This is a genomic window from Brevibacterium permense, assembly GCF_013280495.1.
In the GTDB taxonomy this organism is placed as follows: Bacteria; Actinomycetota; Actinomycetes; order Actinomycetales; family Brevibacteriaceae; genus Brevibacterium; species Brevibacterium permense.
The window spans coordinates 1-17,821 of the sequence record NZ_JABSSX010000018.1; the positions used below are offsets into that span (position 1 = coordinate 1).

13 protein-coding genes and 1 pseudogene are annotated in these 17,821 nt (G+C 66.1%); 7 read left to right on the top strand and 7 right to left on the bottom strand.

Annotated elements, in window-relative coordinates; translation table 11 throughout:
* Positions 1–255 precede the first annotated feature (255 nt).
* Both HK353_RS15610 and HK353_RS15615 read right to left on the bottom strand, forming a co-directional pair.
* Positions 256–636: pseudogene (locus tag HK353_RS15610) on the bottom strand (FAD-binding protein); the annotation flags it as partial.
* Between the two features lie 32 nt (positions 637–668).
* Complete coding sequence (locus tag HK353_RS15615; protein WP_173157645.1) at positions 669–1,655, bottom strand: LLM class flavin-dependent oxidoreductase; 987 nt, start codon at positions 1,653–1,655, stop codon at positions 669–671.
* A 192-nt stretch (positions 1,656–1,847) separates the two neighbouring features.
* On the opposite strand from HK353_RS15615, the gene HK353_RS15620 reads away from it, so the two are divergent.
* Positions 1,848–3,029: a PQQ-dependent sugar dehydrogenase gene (locus HK353_RS15620; protein WP_173157648.1), complete on the top strand. Its 1,182-nt coding sequence runs from the start codon at positions 1,848–1,850 to the stop codon at positions 3,027–3,029.
* A gap of 193 nt (positions 3,030–3,222) precedes the next feature.
* On the opposite strand, the gene HK353_RS15625 is transcribed toward HK353_RS15620, so the two are convergent.
* Positions 3,223–3,870 carry a copper resistance CopC family protein gene (locus HK353_RS15625; RefSeq protein ID WP_245396086.1) on the bottom strand — a complete coding sequence of 216 codons (648 nt, stop codon included), beginning with the start codon at positions 3,868–3,870 and terminating at the stop codon, positions 3,223–3,225.
* A 65-nt stretch (positions 3,871–3,935) separates the two neighbouring features.
* Complete coding sequence (locus HK353_RS15630) at positions 3,936–4,451, bottom strand: low molecular weight protein-tyrosine-phosphatase (protein WP_173157650.1); 516 nt, start codon at positions 4,449–4,451, stop codon at positions 3,936–3,938.
* A gap of 52 nt (positions 4,452–4,503) precedes the next feature.
* Between HK353_RS15630 and HK353_RS15635 the strand changes: the two genes are divergently transcribed.
* Positions 4,504–6,474 (top strand): M13 family metallopeptidase, encoded by a 1,971-nt coding sequence (locus HK353_RS15635; protein WP_173157652.1) that lies wholly within the window; start codon positions 4,504–4,506, stop codon positions 6,472–6,474.
* Positions 6,475–6,576: 102 nt separating this feature from the next.
* Here the strand turns inward: HK353_RS15635 and HK353_RS15640 are convergent, their stop codons facing one another.
* The gene (locus tag HK353_RS15640) at positions 6,577–8,229 is read right to left on the bottom strand and encodes a DUF1684 domain-containing protein (protein WP_342589965.1); all 1,653 of its coding nucleotides are present in this window, start codon (positions 8,227–8,229) and stop codon (positions 6,577–6,579) included.
* A gap of 135 nt (positions 8,230–8,364) precedes the next feature.
* Here HK353_RS15640 and HK353_RS15645 point away from each other — a divergent pair, with 135 nt between their 5' ends.
* The 3 genes from HK353_RS15645 to HK353_RS15655 all read left to right on the top strand — a co-directional run bounded on the left by HK353_RS15645 (position 8,365) and on the right by HK353_RS15655 (position 12,404).
* Positions 8,365–9,669, top strand: coding sequence for a M18 family aminopeptidase (locus HK353_RS15645; RefSeq protein ID WP_173157654.1), 1,305 nt, complete (start codon positions 8,365–8,367; stop codon positions 9,667–9,669).
* 145 nt (positions 9,670–9,814) lie between these two features.
* A complete protein-coding gene (locus HK353_RS15650; protein ID WP_173157656.1) occupies positions 9,815–10,606 on the top strand; it encodes an amidohydrolase family protein in 792 nt (263 codons plus the stop codon).
* A gap of 31 nt (positions 10,607–10,637) precedes the next feature.
* Positions 10,638–12,404, top strand: a complete 1,767-nt coding sequence (locus HK353_RS15655) for an ABC-ATPase domain-containing protein (RefSeq protein ID WP_173157658.1) — start codon at positions 10,638–10,640, stop codon at positions 12,402–12,404.
* Between the two features lie 71 nt (positions 12,405–12,475).
* Here HK353_RS15655 and HK353_RS15660 read toward each other — a convergent pair whose 3' ends face one another.
* A complete protein-coding gene (locus HK353_RS15660; RefSeq protein ID WP_173157660.1) occupies positions 12,476–14,941 on the bottom strand; it encodes a thioredoxin domain-containing protein in 2,466 nt (821 codons plus the stop codon).
* A 112-nt stretch (positions 14,942–15,053) separates the two neighbouring features.
* Here HK353_RS15660 and HK353_RS15665 point away from each other — a divergent pair, with 112 nt between their 5' ends.
* On the top strand, positions 15,054–16,007 hold the full coding sequence (locus HK353_RS15665; RefSeq protein WP_173157662.1) for a hypothetical protein: 954 nt from the start codon (positions 15,054–15,056) through the stop codon (positions 16,005–16,007).
* A 184-nt stretch (positions 16,008–16,191) separates the two neighbouring features.
* Positions 16,192–16,644, top strand: coding sequence for a pyridoxamine 5'-phosphate oxidase family protein (locus tag HK353_RS15670; RefSeq protein WP_173157664.1), 453 nt, complete (start codon positions 16,192–16,194; stop codon positions 16,642–16,644).
* A gap of 24 nt (positions 16,645–16,668) precedes the next feature.
* Here HK353_RS15670 and HK353_RS15675 read toward each other — a convergent pair whose 3' ends face one another.
* Complete coding sequence (locus HK353_RS15675) at positions 16,669–17,529, bottom strand: glycerophosphodiester phosphodiesterase (RefSeq protein ID WP_173157667.1); 861 nt, start codon at positions 17,527–17,529, stop codon at positions 16,669–16,671.
* Positions 17,530–17,821 lie beyond the last annotated feature (292 nt).

The window sequence follows — 17,821 nt, forward strand, 5'->3', positions numbered from 1 at the left end:
ACGATCCGGTGTATGAAGCGTCACGTGGCTCGTTCTGTGTATCGGATTCTCGAGGCCACGAAACCGATCGGCCAAGCCGCTTGACAGACATAGAAGGATCCTGACGGCGGCTCAGCAACCTGGCGCGAGGTTGCTGGGCCGCCGTCAGGTAGCAATTATTCGACGAGTTTGCCTTCTTGGCTGGTTTCGCCGGTGCGCATGAGGGCCGCGACGTCCGCCGAAACTGAAGGGATCGACTCGCGGACGACGCCGGGGGTGCTCGGTCATGAGGTTGCGGACCTCCCGCTGCAGGGCACACACGTTCTCCCTGCCCTCGGACTCCAGCAGATCGCAGATCTCGGCCCGGGCCTCATCAACAGCGGCGTGCGACCGCACCTGAGCCTCAAGCGAATCAGAATACGCAACGGCTGACCGCCCGACGATACGGCCGAAGACGAGGAGTTCGATGAGCGAGTTCCCGCTCAAACGATTCACCCCGTGCAGACCGGACGACGCCGCACTGATGGCCCACAGACCTTCGACATTGGTGCTGTGATCGACCGGGTCGACCCACACTCCGCCCATCAAGGAGTGGGCGGTCGGGGCGATCTCGATCGCCGAGGCCGTGATGTCGAGCATCTGGGACTCCATAAGCGTCTACGTTCGGGTCCTCGACTGACCGCCGAGCCTCAGAACCAGGCGTCGGCGAGCAGTTTCAGCGACTGGCGCTGCACCTCTGGATCGTAGGCGTAGGTGACGGTGATGAGCTCGTCGGCGCCGGTGCGCTGCACGAACTCGGCCATCTGCGCGGTCGCAGTATCCGGTGAGCCGACGGCGCTGATGGACAGCATCGGGCTCGTTCCGCCCTGCGCAGAGATCTCGGCCGGGTCGACCGGGGGCTGCAGATTGCGGCGGCGGCCTGTGCGCATGTCGTTGAACATCTGCTGGACTGAGGTGAACTGGCGGGCCGCCTCGGCGTCGGTGTCGGCGACCATGACGTTGATCCCGGCCATGACGTAGGGTTCGTCGATCTGGGCGGTCGGCGCATCGCTGGTGAACGAATCGCGATAGGTCTTGATCGCGATGTCGATCTGGTCGGGTGCGAAGTGCGAGGCCAGAGAGAACGGCAGGCCCAGCTGACCGGCGATCGAGGCGCCGTTCATCGTCGATCCGAGCACCCAGATGGGCACGTTCATCCCCGCCGAGACCGCGGACTTGATCGGCATCGTGTGCGCCTGCCCCGTCTCGGAGAACCAGCCCTGCATGTCATAGATGTTCTGTGCGAAGTCCTGTGGTTCGGCCGAGGATCGGGCGAGCGCCTGCGCGGTCATCCCGTCCGTGCCGGGGGCGCGACCGAGGCCCAGGTCGATGCGCGGTCCATGGATATTCGCGAGCGTTCCATACTGTTCGGCCACCATGAGTGGCGAGTGGTTGGGCAGCATGACACCGCCGGATCCGACCCGGATCTTCTCCGTCACCGAGGCGGCCTGCGAGATCAACAGGGCCGTGGCGCTGGCGGCCAGGCCCATCGTGTTGTGGTGTTCGGCGAACCACAACCGCTTGTACCCCAGCTCGTCAGCCAGTTTCGCCGAGGTCATCGATTCGGCGATGGCATCGCGAGCGGTGGATCCTTCCCGAATGGAGACGAGGTCGAGAATGTTCAACGGAACGGACATGGCGGAAGGCTCCTTCGGTGGGCGTGCGGTGCGGCTGCTGGATGCAGTCGCAGAATTTCAGACATTTGAGACAACAGTCCGAGCAGACGGTTCTATTCCTGGGCAGATGATCCCAGTCAACGGCAAGAGGTTCAGTTCTTGAGCGGCCGACGGATAGTCTTGTGCCACCGGGCTCCCCGATAAGGAGAGATCATGAGCACCCCAGCAAGCTCCCGCACCGGACGGCTCCTCACCGGCGCCGCCATGTCCCTGGCCGTCGTTCTCAGCGCTTGTTCCTCCGATTCGGGCTCCGGCGAGACCAACGATCGAGGCGGGGAGGAGTCGGGGGCCGCCTCGGCGAGCAGTGGTTCCGGATCATCCGACACCGGGTCCACATCGTCGGCACCGGGCGCGGACTCGCCCGAGGTCGTCGCGACCGGCCTCGAATCCCCGTGGTCGATCGCCTTCCACGGGCAGACCATGCTGGTCAGCGAACGCGATTCGGGTCGCATCCTCGAAGTCTCCGCAGGTGGCGACGTTCGTGAGGTCGGCAGGATCGATGATGCCTCGTCCTCGGGCGAGGCCGGCCTCCACGGTCTCGCCGTCGACGATGACCGGCTCTATGCCTTCTTCGCCGCCGGGACCGAGAATCGGATCGTGCGGTTCGACCTCCTCGGCGAGGCCGGGGATCTGTCCCTGGGCGAGGAGGAGACGATCCTCGACGGACTGCCGACCGCGAACTTCCACAACGGCGGACGGCTCGCGTTCGGGCCCGACGGAATGCTCTATGCCACGCTCGGCGATACGGGCGATCGCGACAGCGCGCAAGACGAGGATGCGCTGTCGGGAAAGATTCTGCGTATGACGCCCGACGGCGACATACCTGCGGGCAATCCGTTCGGCGATTCGCTCGTCTTCAGCATGGGGCACCGGAATCCGCAGGGCATTGGGTGGGACGATGAGGGCACGATGTACGCCTCGGAATTCGGGCAGGACACGTGGGACGAACTCAACGTCATCGAAGCCGGCGGGAATTTTGGATGGCCCGAGGTCGAAGGCATCCCCGAGGGTAACGGTGCAGGTGACGGCGGCTCCGGTGACGGGGACGGCGATTTCATCGATCCGGTGCAGCAGTGGTCCCCCGACGAAGCGAGCCCCAGCGGACTGGCCGTCACCGATGACAGCATCCTCATCGCCGGGCTGCGCGGCGAGCGCCTGCACCAGGTTCCGCTAGACGACCTGAAGTCGTCGTCAGAGCTGTGGACCGGCGAGCATGGGCGACTGCGCGATGTGGTCGAAGCGCCCGACGGGTCGCTGCTCGTGCTGACGAACAACACCGACGGTCGCGGAGAACCCGGCCCGTACGACGACCGTCTCCTGCGTTTCACACCCTGAGGTACCGGCCCGACCGCCTCACTAGCCTCTCCTTCAAGGCGAAGCACACTTATCAGCCGGTGCACCTCGCCATAACCGCGCTGCCGTTTGAACGAGATCGCTGCCGACTCCACCACGGACCGAATACACCGAGGCCCCGAACGCTCTTCGCGTTCGGGGCCTCGTGTCAGACGTGCAGTGTCGGCGTGCGCGCTCAGTCGCCCTTGGTTCCGGGCAGGCCCCGGGACTTGCGGCGCATGAGCAGGACGACGATGACGATGATGGCCAGGCCGCCGACGGAGAGCAGCACGATCATCGGGGTCGACATTCCTGAATCGCTGCCGGTGGACTCGCCGATCTCGCCGCGATCCTCGGTGTCCTTGCCCGGTTCGTCGACGACTCCGCCGCCGAGTCCGGCCTTCGTCGACTCGCCGGACGACTCCTTGACCTCACCGCCGGCGCCTTCGGCATCCTTGATCGTAAACGAGTAGTCGCCGGAGATCGGGTGACCGTCCTGCGACACCACGCGCCAGGTGACCTTGTAGTCGCCGGGTTTGAGGTCATCGGGCAGAGCGACGCTGAGTTTCTTGCCCTCAACGGTCAGCTCACCTGCGGAGACGTCCTTGCCGTCGACGACGACCTTGACCTCGGAGCCGACTTCCTGGATGTCGCCGGAGAAGTTCATCTCGAGCCATTCGGGCTGCTGATCGAGTTCGGCACCGTCCTCGGGATTCGACGACACCAGCTGGTCGTGGGCACTGGCGGCGGGGGCGAATGCGAACACGCTCATCGCGGCCACCAGCAGGGCGGCAAAGCCCAGCCTGAGAGCGGACCAGTTCTGTCGGGTCATGAGACGAGTCATGAGAGTTTCTCCTTCAAGGCGTACCTGCGATGTCGGTCGTGTCAGCAAGCTTGTGCCTACTAGTATCACTGAGTTCTCGCGGCCAGCGCGCGCAGACGATCCGTGATTCCCGGCACGGACACTTCGATTGTCTCAAGAGTTTCTTCGAAATCCTTGAATTCCCCGTACCAGGGATCCTCGACATCCGGCGCCGGAACACCGTCGCCCTCGACCCCGGCCACCCGCGGATCGAACTCGCGCAGCATCCGCAGCTCCGGGGCCGCCTCGGCGGAAAGACCTGAGATCATCCGCTGCAGGGCACGATAGTGGCGGGCGGTCATCGCCACCGCCAGATCGCGGTCGGCCAACCATTCGGGGGTGATCTGCCGGGCGACGTGATCGTCGGTGCGGTAGCCGGCGGCGGCGAGCACACGCGCCTGACGTGGGTCGATCGGGTTGCCGGCCTCCTCGTCGCTGATCCCGGCGGAGTCGACGACCGCCTCGGCGCCGGTATCGGCCAGATGATGTAAGAGCACACGTTCGGCGGTGACGGATCGGCAGATGTTGCCGGTGCACACGAAGACGACGGATGCCAGACTCATATCTCCTCCTCGGGCAGGGCGTGCGGGGCTCTGATCACGATACTGTGGGGCCATGACTTCTGAAACCTCACAGACCTCGATCAGGCCTCAGGACGACCTGTACCAGCACATCAACGGCGAGTGGATCAACTCGTTCACGATCCCCGATGACCGGGCCGGCGACGGAGCCATGCGTGAGCTCTTTGACACCGCCGAGACCAAGGTCCGCGACATCATCACCTCCGTGACCGACAGCCCGCAGGAGCCCGGCTCCGAGGGACAGAAGGTCGCCGACCTGTTCACCTCATTCATGGATGTCGATCGCATCAACGAACTTGGTGTCGCCCCGCTGACCTCGACGTTCGCAGCCATCGACGCCGCCGAGGACAAATCTGAGCTCGCCGCCCTGCTCGCCCGGTTGGAGACCGAAGGCATCGGCGGTCTGCTCGGCGGGTACGTCACCGCCGATGCGAAGGACTCCGACGTCTACGCCCTCTATCTCGTCCAGGCCGGCATCTCCCTGCCCGACGAGGACTACTACTTCAACGACGACCACGCCGAGGTGCGCGCGAAGTTCCTCGCCCACGTGCAGAAGATCGCGGCCCTGGCCGGCCTCGGTGAGAAGTCCGGAATCTCCGACGCCGAGGTGGCCGCCAAGGTGATGACGTTCGAGACCGAACTCGCCCGTCACCACTGGGACCGCGTGGACTGCCGTGATGCGGAGAAGACGTACAACAAGTATTCGATCTCCGAGCTGCGTGACCTCGGCCCCGAGTTCGACTTCGACTCCTACTTGGGGATCCTCACCGCCGATGCGTCCGATCTCAAATACCTCGTGGTCTCCCAGCCCTCGTTCGTCACGGGTATGGCGAAAGTGTGGGCGGAGACCGACATCGAGACCATCAGGACGTGGCTGCGCTTCGTCGTCGTCTCCGACACCGCCTCGCTGCTGTCGGACGAGTTCGTCGAGGAGAACTTCGACTTCAACTCCCGCACTCTCTCGGGCACCCCGGCCCTGCGGGAGTGCTGGAAGCGCGGGGTCAGTCTCGTTGAGGGCTACCTCGGTGAGGCCGTGGGCAAACTCTACGTCGCAGCGGAGTTCCCGCCGTCGTCCAAGGATGCGATCGACCACCTCGTGGGCATGCTCATCCAGGCCTATGACAAGTCGATCCGCGAACTCGACTGGATGAGCGAGGAGACGAAGGAACGCGCCCTGGTCAAGCTCTCTAAGTTCACCCCGAAGGTCGGCTATCCCGAGGTGTGGCGGGAGTACCCGGCCGCGATCGACTCCTCCGACCTGGTGGGCAACGTGCGTCGCTGCTCGCAGGCCGAGCATGTGCGGCAGGTGAAGCGGATCGGCGGGCCCATCGACCGCACGGAATGGCTGATGACCCCGCAGACGGTCAACGCCTACTACCACCCGGTGATGAACGAGATCGTCTTCCCGGCAGCCATCCTCCAGCCGCCGTTCTTCGACGCTTCCGGTGATGTCGCCGCGAACTTCGGAGCGATCGGCGCAGTCATCGGCCACGAGATCGGTCACGGCTTCGACGATCAGGGATCGCGTTATGACGGTGACGGCAACCTCGTCGACTGGTGGACCGAATCGGATCGGACCCTGTTCGAGGAGCGCACGAATGCCCTCATCGCTCAGTACGACGAGCTGGTGCCGGCAGGTCTCGAACCGAACCAGCACGTCAACGGGGCGCTGACGGTCGGTGAGAACATCGGTGACCTCGGCGGTCTGTCGATCGGGTGGAAGGCGCTTGAACTCGAACTCGGCGAACGGGCGGGCACTCCGGGTGTGCCGGTGGCACCGTCGGTCGAGCAGGCGAAGGCGTTCTTCGAGGCGTGGGCGAAGGCATGGCGGTCGAAGATGCGCACCGAGGAGCGTGTCCGCAGGCTCTCGATCGACCCGCACTCGCCGGAGGAGTTCCGCTGCAACCAGGTCGTGAAGAACATGACCGCCTTCCACGACACCTACGACGTGGCAGAGGGCGACGGCATGTACTTGGCCCCCGACCAACGAGTCACCATCTGGTAATTGCTACCTGACGGCGGCCCAGCCACCGCGCGCGAGGTTGCTGGGCCGCCGTCGGGTAGTTCGGGGAGGAAACGGGCGCTGGGGCTGAGGCTGGGCCGGGGCTCAGCGGTGGTGGCGGATGAGGGCGACCATGCGGTAGTCGAATTCCTGCCAGCTCGTGATCGAAGCGCCGGATTCCATCGCCGCCTGGAAGTCCTCGACCTCGGTGCGGTCGGACTCGAGCGGAATGTCGAAGGGCATCTCCACGTAGATCAGTCCGCTGGCGTCGGTGTGGACGATGTCGAAACCGGCCTGCTTCGGGTCGAGTTCGTTGTTCATGACGATGAGCAGACGGTCTGCCGACGCCTCGTATTCGGTTTCGATGCCGTCGACGTAGCCCTGCTGCGAACGCAGCTCCCGCTGGGCCTGGATGACGAACGCCGAGTAGGCGCCGATGCCGATGACCGGAATCCGTGAGGTCAGAGCTTCGGTGGCGACATCGATGAGCCGCGACCGGGCCTTGCGCCCCAACGGCGACAGATCCCCGCCGGACATCGCGACCCCGTCGAAGCCGACGAGGGAGATCCGCCCGTCGTCGTGGTTGGGGTTGAGGATGGTGATATCGAGGCCGAAACGCGAATACCAGGGGCGAGTCACCTCGGCGCTCTCTTCGTCCCACCACACGTAGAAGAGGAACGGCACGTTGATCCCGGCCTCCGAGTAGAAGAACGGGGGACGCCGCTCACCTGCGGTGACGTCGAAGGGAACGACGTTCCCCTCGATCGGGGCCGGGCAGGTGGCAAATGAGGTGAACGCGAACGGGTAGTTCACCGCACGGTTGAAATCGATGACGAGCGACCCGTCCTGATTCGGCACTCCGAGGTCGATGGTCCGCCACGCCGCGGTGGCGCTCCCATTCGTCGAGTCGTGGAAGTCCAATTGGAGCCCGGTCTTCGGGCACCCGGTGGCAAGCAGGCTCACCTCACCGTGCGCGGTCTCGAAGGTGACGGTGCCCGCCGCCTGTGTCTGCAGCTGCAGGTCCTCTTGGGCGGTTTCGATCGTATAGGTCTTGAACGGGTCGAATCGGGTGAACCGGGCGAGGAAGACGAAGTCCGGGTCCGGGTCGAAGACCGGAACCTCGAAGAACTTCCCGAGCAGCGGGGACTTCGAATTGCGCACACGCACGCCGAGGCGGCCGCCCCGATCGATGAGTTCGTAGAGGACGTTGCCGACGGTGAACCAGTTGAGCGAGCCGCCGTTCGGAAGCTTCGCGCTGAACCCGTTCTCTTCCACGCGGACCTGTGGCTTGGCGGGCACGGCGGCGTGTCCGTCGGGTCCGCCGTCGGACCCCGCATCGGAGCCGGCGTCCGTTCCGGCAGAAGCGTCGGCACCCGCAGAGTCTGCCGCAGCCGCGCCCGCACCGGACTGGTCCATCACCCGAGGCAGGGTTGAGGTGTCGCTGGGTACGGCCGGGCTGGTCGCACGGGTCGGTCCTCCGCCGTTCGCGCCGGAGCCGCCAGCAGCCCCGGCAGTCCCGCCGTTGTCGACCTTGCTGAGCAGGTCGAATGTCTCGGCTGCGGGGCCGGCATTGATCCCGGTCTTCAGTGATACGGTCACCCATCCGTCGTCGACGGTGAACGTGCCGGGGGCGTCGGTCCAGGTCGATTCGGCGTCGAGCCAGTGGAGTCCGACGACGCTGAGCCAGCCGAACGGTTTCGCAAGGGCTGAGTTCCGTGAGTCGCGCCAGGTGTTCCACTCCGTCACGAACTGGTTCACGTCGAACACTCCTTGCCGTCGCTGGTGCGGTCGCAGGATCGCTGCCCCCGCCTGATTCTCGGACCCGGTGGCAACCCGGCGTCTGAGACCTGATCTTCTTCACCTCCAAACTACCGCAAACGATAGGCTGGGGAAATGAATGAATCACTCCCGGGACCGGATGTGGCCGCGACGACAGCGGCCGACCTCGGCGACTTCGTCTGCGCATCTCCCAGCTCCTACCACGCGGTGGACACGGCAGCGAAACGCCTGGAGGAGGCCGGTTTCCTCCGCCTCGACGAGTCCGTTCCCTGGGTGCTGACGCCCGGAACCGGGCATTACGTCATCCGCGACGGCGCGCTCATCGCGTGGATGAATCCCACCGTCACCGAGGCCGCTCCCCGGTTCCGTGTGTTCGGTTCCCACACCGATTCCCCGGCGTTCAAACTCAAACCCGGCGGCGAGTTCACCGCCGAAGGCACCCGTCAGGTCGGGGTGGAGATCTACGGCGGGCCGCTGCTGAATTCGTGGCTCGATCGTGAGCTCGCCTTCGCGGGTCGACTCAGCCTCGCCGACGGCAGCATCGTGCTCGCCCGCACCGGGCCGATCGCCCGCATCCCGCAGCTCGCGATCCACCTCGACCGGCAGGTCAACGAGGGTCTGACCCTGGACAAGCAGCGTCACACCGCTCCCGTCATCGGCCTGGCCGACCTCGCCGAGGCGGACATCATCGAACTGCTCGCAGAGTCGGCCGGAGTCGATGCCGAGTCCGTCGTCGGCCACGATGTCTACACCATTCCCGTTCAGGAGCCGGCCCTCTTCGGTGCTGCGGACGAGTTCTTCGCCTCGCCGAGGCTGGACAACCTACTGTCCGTCCACGCCGGCGTCACCGCGCTCACCCAGCTCGATGCCGACGGGATCGACGGCATCCCTCTGTTCGCGGCGTTCGACCATGAGGAGATCGGGTCGAATTCGCGTTCGGGCGCGTGCGGTCCGTTCCTCGCCGATGTCACCGAGCGCATCGTCGCCTCCTTGCTGCCGCAGTCGACGCGCAGCGATTATCTTGCGTCGATGGCCACCTCGGTGTGTGTCTCCTCCGATGCCGGGCATGCTGCCCATCCGAACTATCCGGAACGGCACGACCCGCATGTCCGCCCCCGTCTCGGCGGCGGTCCCCTGCTCAAGCTCAACGCTCAGCAGCGCTACGCCACGGATGCGGTGGGCACCGCCGTGTGGTCGCAGGCGTGCGGGGCCGCAGGAGTCGAGTACCAGGATTTCGTGTCGAACAATGCGATGCCCTGCGGGTCGACGATCGGACCGCTGACCGCAACCCGACTCGGCATGACGACCGTCGATGTGGGTCCTGCCCTGTACTCGATGCATTCGGCCCGCGAAATGATCGCGGTCTCCGACGTCGTCGCCCTCGGAGCGGCTGCGAAGGCGTTCCTCCAGGGCAGCTGACAGCGGGACCCAGTTGCCGCGCCATTCGGAGCGTCCTTCCTTCCCTGACGTCGTTCAAGGCGTGGCGCGCCCATCGAACAGTACACAGATCGACAGACGCGCCACTCCTTGAACGAGCGGTTCGAGGACGATGTAGGTTGACGGCATGAGCGAACTCCAGCGTGCCTTCGACGCGCACCTGCACATCATCGATCCGAGCCATCCGCTGATCGAGAACAACGGCTATCTGCCCGTTCCGTTCACGGTCGCCGACTATCGCGCGCGACTGCAGAGCCTGCCCGAGGTCGGCGTCGAGATCGCCGGAGGTGCCGTCGTGTCCGGTTCGTTCCAGGGCTTCGACCAGGGGTACCTCATCGAGGCGCTGCGCCAGCTCGGCGACAACTATGTCGGCGTCACCCAGCTGCCGGAAGAGACCACCGATGATCAGATCCGACGCCTCGACGAGGCCGGCATCAAGGCACTGCGATTCAATATCGCCCGCGGCGGTTCGGCCACCCTCGACGCCCTCGACGGCTTTGCCCGACGAGTCCATGACCTAGTCGGATGGCACGCCGAGCTCTATATCGACGCCCGAACGATCGCTGACGACCTCGCCGCACGCATCGCCTCACTTCCGGCGGTGAGCATCGATCATCTGGGCATGCACGAGGACGGACTGTCCACCCTGCTGCGCCTCGTCGAGGCCGGAGTCAAGGTCAAGGCCACCGGTTTCGGCCGTGTGGAACTCGATCCCGCCGAGGTGGTCCGTCGCATCGTCGACACCGACCCGACCGCGCTGATGGTGGGGACGGATCTGCCGTCGACGCGGGCACGTCGCCACTTCGCCGACGCTGATTTCACGCTCCTTCGTCAGGTGCTCACCGCCGCCGAGGCGGACGCCGTGTTCTGGTCCAACGCGGCCCGGTTCTACGGCGTCGAGTCCGCATCCGCTGAGTAGACGTTCAGCTCCCGCCCGTAGCATGAGTGACATGAGTTCACGCCAGTCGAATCTCGCCTCCACTCTGCATAACCTCGACGGTCGCAGCTACGGCAGTCTCAAGCAGATCCGCGGCCGCTACACATTCGGACCGGTCACCGTATTCATCGACCGGGTCCAGGCCGATCCCTTCGCTTCTCCGTCGAAGGTCCGGGTCCGCGTCGACCGTGCCGATGCGAAGTTCCCGCTCGACCTCACCACTGATCGCGCCGACCGCATCGCCGCCGCCGATTATCTGCTCCGGGCCGGCAACGAGGTGCTTGCGAAGCTCGATCAGCGCGCACTCATCCTCGGCCGCCCGGGGCAGGAGATCCTCGAGCGGACGAACATCCTCATCGATGACGCCGGGTTCGAGGCACGACTGCTCGTCAATCTGCCTGCGCGCGGCCGCCGCATCCTCGGCCACCAGGCAGCGGACATCCTCACCCGTGATCTGCCGGACTTCGCCGAACGGCTCTTCCTCTTCGACCGTTGGTCAGACGCCCCAGCAGGCAGCGGAGGGAACACTCACGCCCCATCAGCCAAGGGGCTCGCCGACCACGTCCAACTGCACCGGGATCAGCTGGAACTGCGCAGCCACCTCGGCGAAGCAGGACTCATCGGCTTCGTCGGCAACGGAGCGATTCTCCCGCGAAAATCCGGGGATTCGGATCTGCCGATGAAGTCCTCCGATGCGGTTGTCTTCACCTCCCCTCCCGAACTCGAGCATACGGTCGAACTCTCCAGCGGGCGCACCGTCGCCGGCATGGGCATCCCTCGCGGAGTCACCGTCATCGTCGGCGGCGGCTATCACGGCAAGTCGACGATTCTGCGCGCGCTCGAACGCGGCGTCTACCCGCATATCGCCGGCGACGGGCGCGAATGGGTCATCGGCGACCCGACTGCCACCTCCATTCGAGCCGAGGACGGTCGCGCCGTCACCGGCGACGACATCTCGGCGTTCATCAACAACCTACCCTCGGGCTCTGACACGAGATTCTTCTCCACGACGAACGCCAGCGGGTCGACCTCGCAGGCGGCCAATCTCGTCGAAGCGATCGAGGCGGGCGCGAACACCCTACTCATCGACGAGGACACTTCGGCGACGAACTTCATGATCCGCGACGAACGCATGCGTGCGCTCATCCCCGCCGAGCGGGAACCGATCACCCCGTTCGTCGACCGCGTCCGACCTCTGCTGACCGAGCAGGGCGTGTCCACGGTGCTCGTCGCCGGCGGATCGAGCGCATTCTTCGAAGTCGCCGACCACGTCATCGCGCTCGACGCCTATGTGCCCAAGGAAGTCACGGACCAAGCGCATGAGCTCGTCGGCATCACCGCAGCCGACCTCGAAACGGCTCCAACCGGCAGCGACCCGGACACCGGTTCAGATTCCCCCGCCGCCCACGCTTTCGCCGCCGCACCGCGTGTGCCGACGGCGAAGGCGCTGCGGCCGGCGGCGAAGACGAAGACCGCTCGAGCGAAGGGATCCGACCGGATCCAATTCGGCCGCGACTTCATCGACCTCATCGCCATCGCTCAGCTCGTCGACACGCAGCAGGCATCGGGAGTGGCCGAAGCCCTCGAATACCTCGCGGAGATCTTCGACGGACGCACTTCCCTGACCGAGGCGCTGGCCGAGGTCGAGGACATGCTCGACGCTGAGGGCCTCGACGGAATCACCGGCCACCGCGACCATCCGGGCCACCTGACCCGGCCGCGCAGGCAGGAGATCGCCGCCGCACTCAACCGCTACCGCGGCCTGAGCCTCGAACGCTGAGCCGAACCTCGAACGCTGAGAAGGGCCTCGAGCCTTGACCCGAATCTCAATCGTTGAACTGAACCTCGCCCCTATCCGTTCAGCAGCCCAACAAGCTCGGCGGCCGTGCCGACTGGCAGCGAGCACGAGGTCCCGCGGCACACGATCGCCGTCCCCGCGGGGACTTCGACCTCCCGACCGTTCGGTCCTGGCACCCCAGTCGAGGCCGTGAGCAGAGTGAGCGACGGATGCTTGGCCGCGATGCTTCGCAGCCCATCGTCGACGGTGGCGACCCGCACGGGAGACAGGGCCCGCTCGGCCTGCCACAGCGCGTGCCCGCACCCGCGCGGAGCCTGCCCGGCCAGCGCCAGATAGACCCCGAGCAGCCGGTCCCGAACCTCCAACAGCCGTCCGGTATCCGGCGCGGCCGCCGTGCCCGAAGGCTCCGCCTCACCCGATGGCTCTGCCGCCCTCGATTCCGAACCGCCGGATGTCGCGGCCTCGACGCCGAGTTCGGCGAGCAGCAGCACCGCCTCGGCGGCCGCCGATCGTCCCGAAGGAACCGTATTGTCGACAGGGTCTGCTGACTTCACGTCGATGATCCCGTCACCGAGCGAATCGACCGCTTCGAGGACCCCGTCGCCCCGCTCGGAGGTGAAGAGGTTGAGCATCGTCGCACCGAGGTCGACCAGATCATCCACCCTCACCGAGGCGGCCCCATCCGACAGCTGCCGGACCGTGATCCCAGCGGTGATGAGTTGAGCCCAATCGGCGAGCCCGCCCTTTCCGGGGCCGGCCACACCTTCGGTGAAGGAGCGCCGCACATCGAATCCAGCCGGTCCGGCCGCGTCCACCGGCTCGGATGCTCCCACCCGCTCGAATCGGTCGTGCATCGCCTGCCAGAACTGCACCGCGATCTTCCCCCACTCAGCAGAAGGCACACCGGCGGACTTCGCGCCGACCGATCCCGCAGCCGCCGAATCCGCATCATCCAGGTCTCCGCGGGCCGCACCATCTGCATTCTCATCGTCGGCACCCATATAAAGGGCCGCCTCGGCGAGGGCGGCGATGGCCAGGGAATTCCATTCGGTGATGATCTTCGTATCGCGGGCCGGCTGGGACCGGCGAGCGCGCAGCTGCTCGAGCACCTCGCGCTGATGCCTCGTCGCCTCGATGTCCCACGGCGCGGGGTGCTCGGCGTCGAAGGGCACGTCCTCCATGCCGAGCCAGTCGATGATGCGCACGGCCGCGACCACCTGGCCGGACAGCTCGCCCCCGGCCGGCGAATCGACAAGTCCGAGCAGACCTGCCTGCCCCGCCTCCGCGAATTCTTCGGGAGTGAACACATAGGCGGCGCCCTCTTCGGAGACACCCGCCGAATTGAGCGAATCCGCATCGAGCGCGGCGATGAATCCGTCATCGGTCGACAGGTCGCTGATCAGGAAGTTCGCGGTGTCGGCAATCTCGCGTTCGGCCAGGGCGAGCCATTTCGACCCCGGGTCCAGGGCGCGTTCGACCTTCGCCCAGGCGACGACCGCGCGCAGGTAGAGGGAGTTGTCGTAGAGCATCTTCTCGAAGTGCGGCACGAACCATTGTCGGTCGACGCTGTAGCGGGCGATCCCGCCGCGCACCTGGTCGCGCATGCCACCGGAAGCGATCCGCGCCAGTGTCGAACGCACGGCGATGAGGCAGTCGAGGACGAGTTCACCGGTCAGGTGTCCGTCGGCGCCGAGCCAGCCGAGCCGTCCCTCGGCCCGGACCCGATCCATCGGGTGCTCCCCGGCCCCCACCCCGTTCGCCGAGGTGGTCCCGCCCGTTCCCGGGCGCGCCGAAGCGCCGTCGTCCGCCCGCTCACCCGCCGAGGCGGTCCCACCCAAGCGCACGAACGCTGCGAGGAGCTGGAGGACATTCATCATCGGCGGGAACTTCGGGGCACCGCCGAACCCACCCCAGGCCGGATCGTACGAATCGAGCAGCGCTGCGGCGGCGGAATCGAGCTCGTCGGGGGTCAGGGACTCCGCGGCCGCCTCGGCGGGGAGCGCACTGGACACGGCATCGGCCATCTCGGCCAGCCCGCGGTCCATCCGGGCCGTCATCTGGTTGACCTCGTCGCGGCGGTCAGTCCACGTCGCCGATACGGCCGAGAGCACCTGTGTGAATGCGGGCAGATTGCCCCGCGGCGCGGGCGGGAAGTAAGTGCCGGCGTAGAAGGGGCTGCCGGCAGGTGTGGCGAAGATCGTCATCGGCCATCCGCCTTGGCCGGTCATCGCCTGCAGGGCGTTCATGTAGTAAGCGTCGATGTCCGGCAGTTCCTCCCGGTCGATCTTCACGGGCACGAACCGGTCGTTCATCACCGCCGCGACCGCTTCGTCCTCGAAGGATTCGTGTGCCATGACGTGGCACCAGTGGCAGGTGGAGTAGCCGATCGAGATGAGGAGGGGGACGTCACGGCGGGCCGCCTCGGCGAGGGTCTCCTGTGACCACATCCGCCAGTCCACGGGATTGTCGGCATGCGCGCGCAGGTAGGGGCTGGTCGAGTCGGCGAGTTCGTTCGGCATGCCCCCAGCGTCTCACTTCGAGCGATCGCGTGCGAGGTCATCTCCCGTCGGCCGACCGAGATCTTCTCACGCGAACCGACAAGGAGGCTAGTTTTTATGGGAGCATGCGGCCATGACCACCGCACCGAACACCGACGCCAATGACCCGAGAATCGGCCTCGACAGCCGCAGAATAGCCATCACTATCGTTGCCGCCGTCATCTTCCTCGTCACGTGGATCGGCGCAGGGCTCCTCGAGGTCAAGGCTCAAGACTCCTACGTGTCGTCACCCGGTCCGAGCCTCCTGCGCCTCGCGCTCATCGCGGTCTCCGGCGCCGCCGCGATCACGATCGCCCGCGGTCTTCGCCCGATCCCCCGCAGCGTGTTCATCGTCATCACAGTGTTCCTCTGCGCCGTCGAAGCGCTCAAGTCGATCTTCACCATCGACACGTTCGGTGCCGACTCCGGCGTGCTGGCCGACAATCCCGCACTCACTACAGCCTTGGGCGCCGTGAGCTTCATCGTGGCGGTGGCTTTCCCGATCGTTGTGGCCCTTGCCCTGGCCGCGGTCACGGCCCAACTCGTCCCCGTCGCCGAGGCGGCCGCCCCCGCTGTCATCCGCCGCCGTTCCCGTGCCGCCGCCATCGGGTTGTTCGCTGCGACCGGAATCGTTTTCCTCGTCTGGTTGCTGCGAACCATGTTCGTCGACGCCATGTTCCTGTTCGAGTACGGTGATGCCGTCAATGCTCTGGGCGCCGCAGTCGGGCCTGTTTCTGCCATCGCCGCCCTGCGGGTCATCGCCGAGGCTCGGTCGCTGCCGGCCGATGAACCGGCCGTCGGTCCGGCTCTGTCCGGCACCACACCCCGATCTGCTCGCACTCTGGCGTTCGTCGTCATCGCCTGCGGGCTGCACCTGTGCTGGGAGTCGACCATACTGGCGATCGGATATCCACCGGCCTCCACCCTGGGATACTCGGGCTGGGTTGTCTCCATGTTCGGCCTCGTCCTCGGCAGTCTCGTGCTCGCGGTCCGCACACTCAACTGCGCTCCGACCGGTGACATCGCCCCGACCGCGGAAGCCGGTTGAGCGACAAGCTCTGCTCAGGCGAGCAGCCGACCGCCCAAACCTGAGCCGGACCATCTGCCGAGACGGCATCATCCGCGTCGCAGCTCCCTCTTCCCCCCGCATCCGGCATTCTTCTACACTATGTAGAACTCAGTGGAGAGGGAACCGATCCCGGTGCCCGCCGCTGGGAGACAGGAGAACGACAATGAACGCCGAATCACCCTGGACGCTCGACGCCACGGACTGCTGGGACTTCCTGCGATCCACCTCCGTCGGTCGCCTGGCCGTCATCGTCGATGGTGCCCCGGAGATCTTCCCGGTGAACTTCACCGTCGAACATTCCGCACTCGTCATCCGCACCGGCGATGGCACGAAGATCGACGCCGTCCGCGGCCATCCCCGCGTCGCCTTCGAAATCGACGGCGTCGACGGGCAGACCGCGTTCAGCGTCGTCGTCAAAGGCGACGCGAAGGAGATCAAGGCTCCCGACGAACTGCGCGACACCGTCTCCCTCGACGTCTCCCCGCTGCAGGCCGGGACGAAGAATCATTTCGTCCGGGTCCTCGCCGAGGAGGTCACCGGCAGGAGCTTCCCGGTGACCGATCCCGCGACGTGGAGGTCAGCGCTGCGCGACGTGGCACGTGCACCGCACGAGTGACCCCGTCGACCGGCACTTCCTCGATCAGAGAGCTTCGACGACCTCGACGAGGCGGTCGGGAGCGTTGGTGATGATGCCGTCGGCGCCGACGTCGATGGCTCGTTCCATCTCGCCGAGATCGTCGATGGTCCATACCAAGCTGGTCATTCCGAGCTCGTGGATGGCGGTGAGGAAGTCCTCGTCGGCCGCGCAGAATTCGGGGTTGACCTGGTCGACCCAGTCGGCGAAGTCCTGGAGTTCGTCCGGGCACGGGCGTCCGAGCACACCGACCGGGATCTCCGGGGCGAGCGCGTGGAACTCTTCGACGAATGCCCAGTTCGCGGACTGGACGACGAGCATGCCGGCGGCCAAAGCCCGGCCGAGGTAGTTCGGCACGGTGCGCAGGGCGGACAGGATCGCCTCGGCGATTCCGGGATAGAGCTCGGGATTCTTGACCTCGAGCAGCAGGCCGGTGCGGGTGTCGTGGGCGAGGGTGAGCACCTCGGCGAGGCGAGGCACGCGGACACCGGCGAATTCCTCGCCCTTCCAGCTTCCGGCATCGAGCGTGGCGATCTGGGCGGCGTTCATGCCGGCGATGCTGCGGTCTTGACGATTCGGGTACAGGGTGCGTGCGTCGGTGGTGCGGTCGACGGTGGTGTCGTGCATGATCACGAGCTCACCATCGGCGCTCATGTGGACGTCGGTCTCGATCATGTCTGCGCCCTGGTCGATGCCGGCGATGAACGCGGGGATCGTGTTCTCCGGCCAATCGGCAGACGCACCTCGGTGTGCGATGACCAGGGGCGGGACCCGAACGCGGGCGGGGTCGATCACGGTATCGGCGACGCCGGCGTCGAGGTCGCGGGGCGAGTGATCGGAGGTGGGGGTGGCGAGGGTGATGGGCATTTCAGAACTCCTCCACGGAGACTGCGGGTGGCGTTCGGGCGCCGGATCCAACTGCTGCGCGGTGGCCGAACGATGAGTACTAGGCCGCCCAGACTAGGGGTCCCGAGCAAGTTCCGGATGATGCGCGAGTGGACGGAACATGAATCCTGACGGTGTCGACGTTGGCCGTCGCCTGGGCCGATGCTGACTCGGCCGCAGGCCGACGGTGACCTTCAAGCAGGGGCCACTGCCACAGCTGAGGAACCGGAGGTGGCAGACTGGGAGTAACCACGGACGGAGTTCTAGCGTTCCG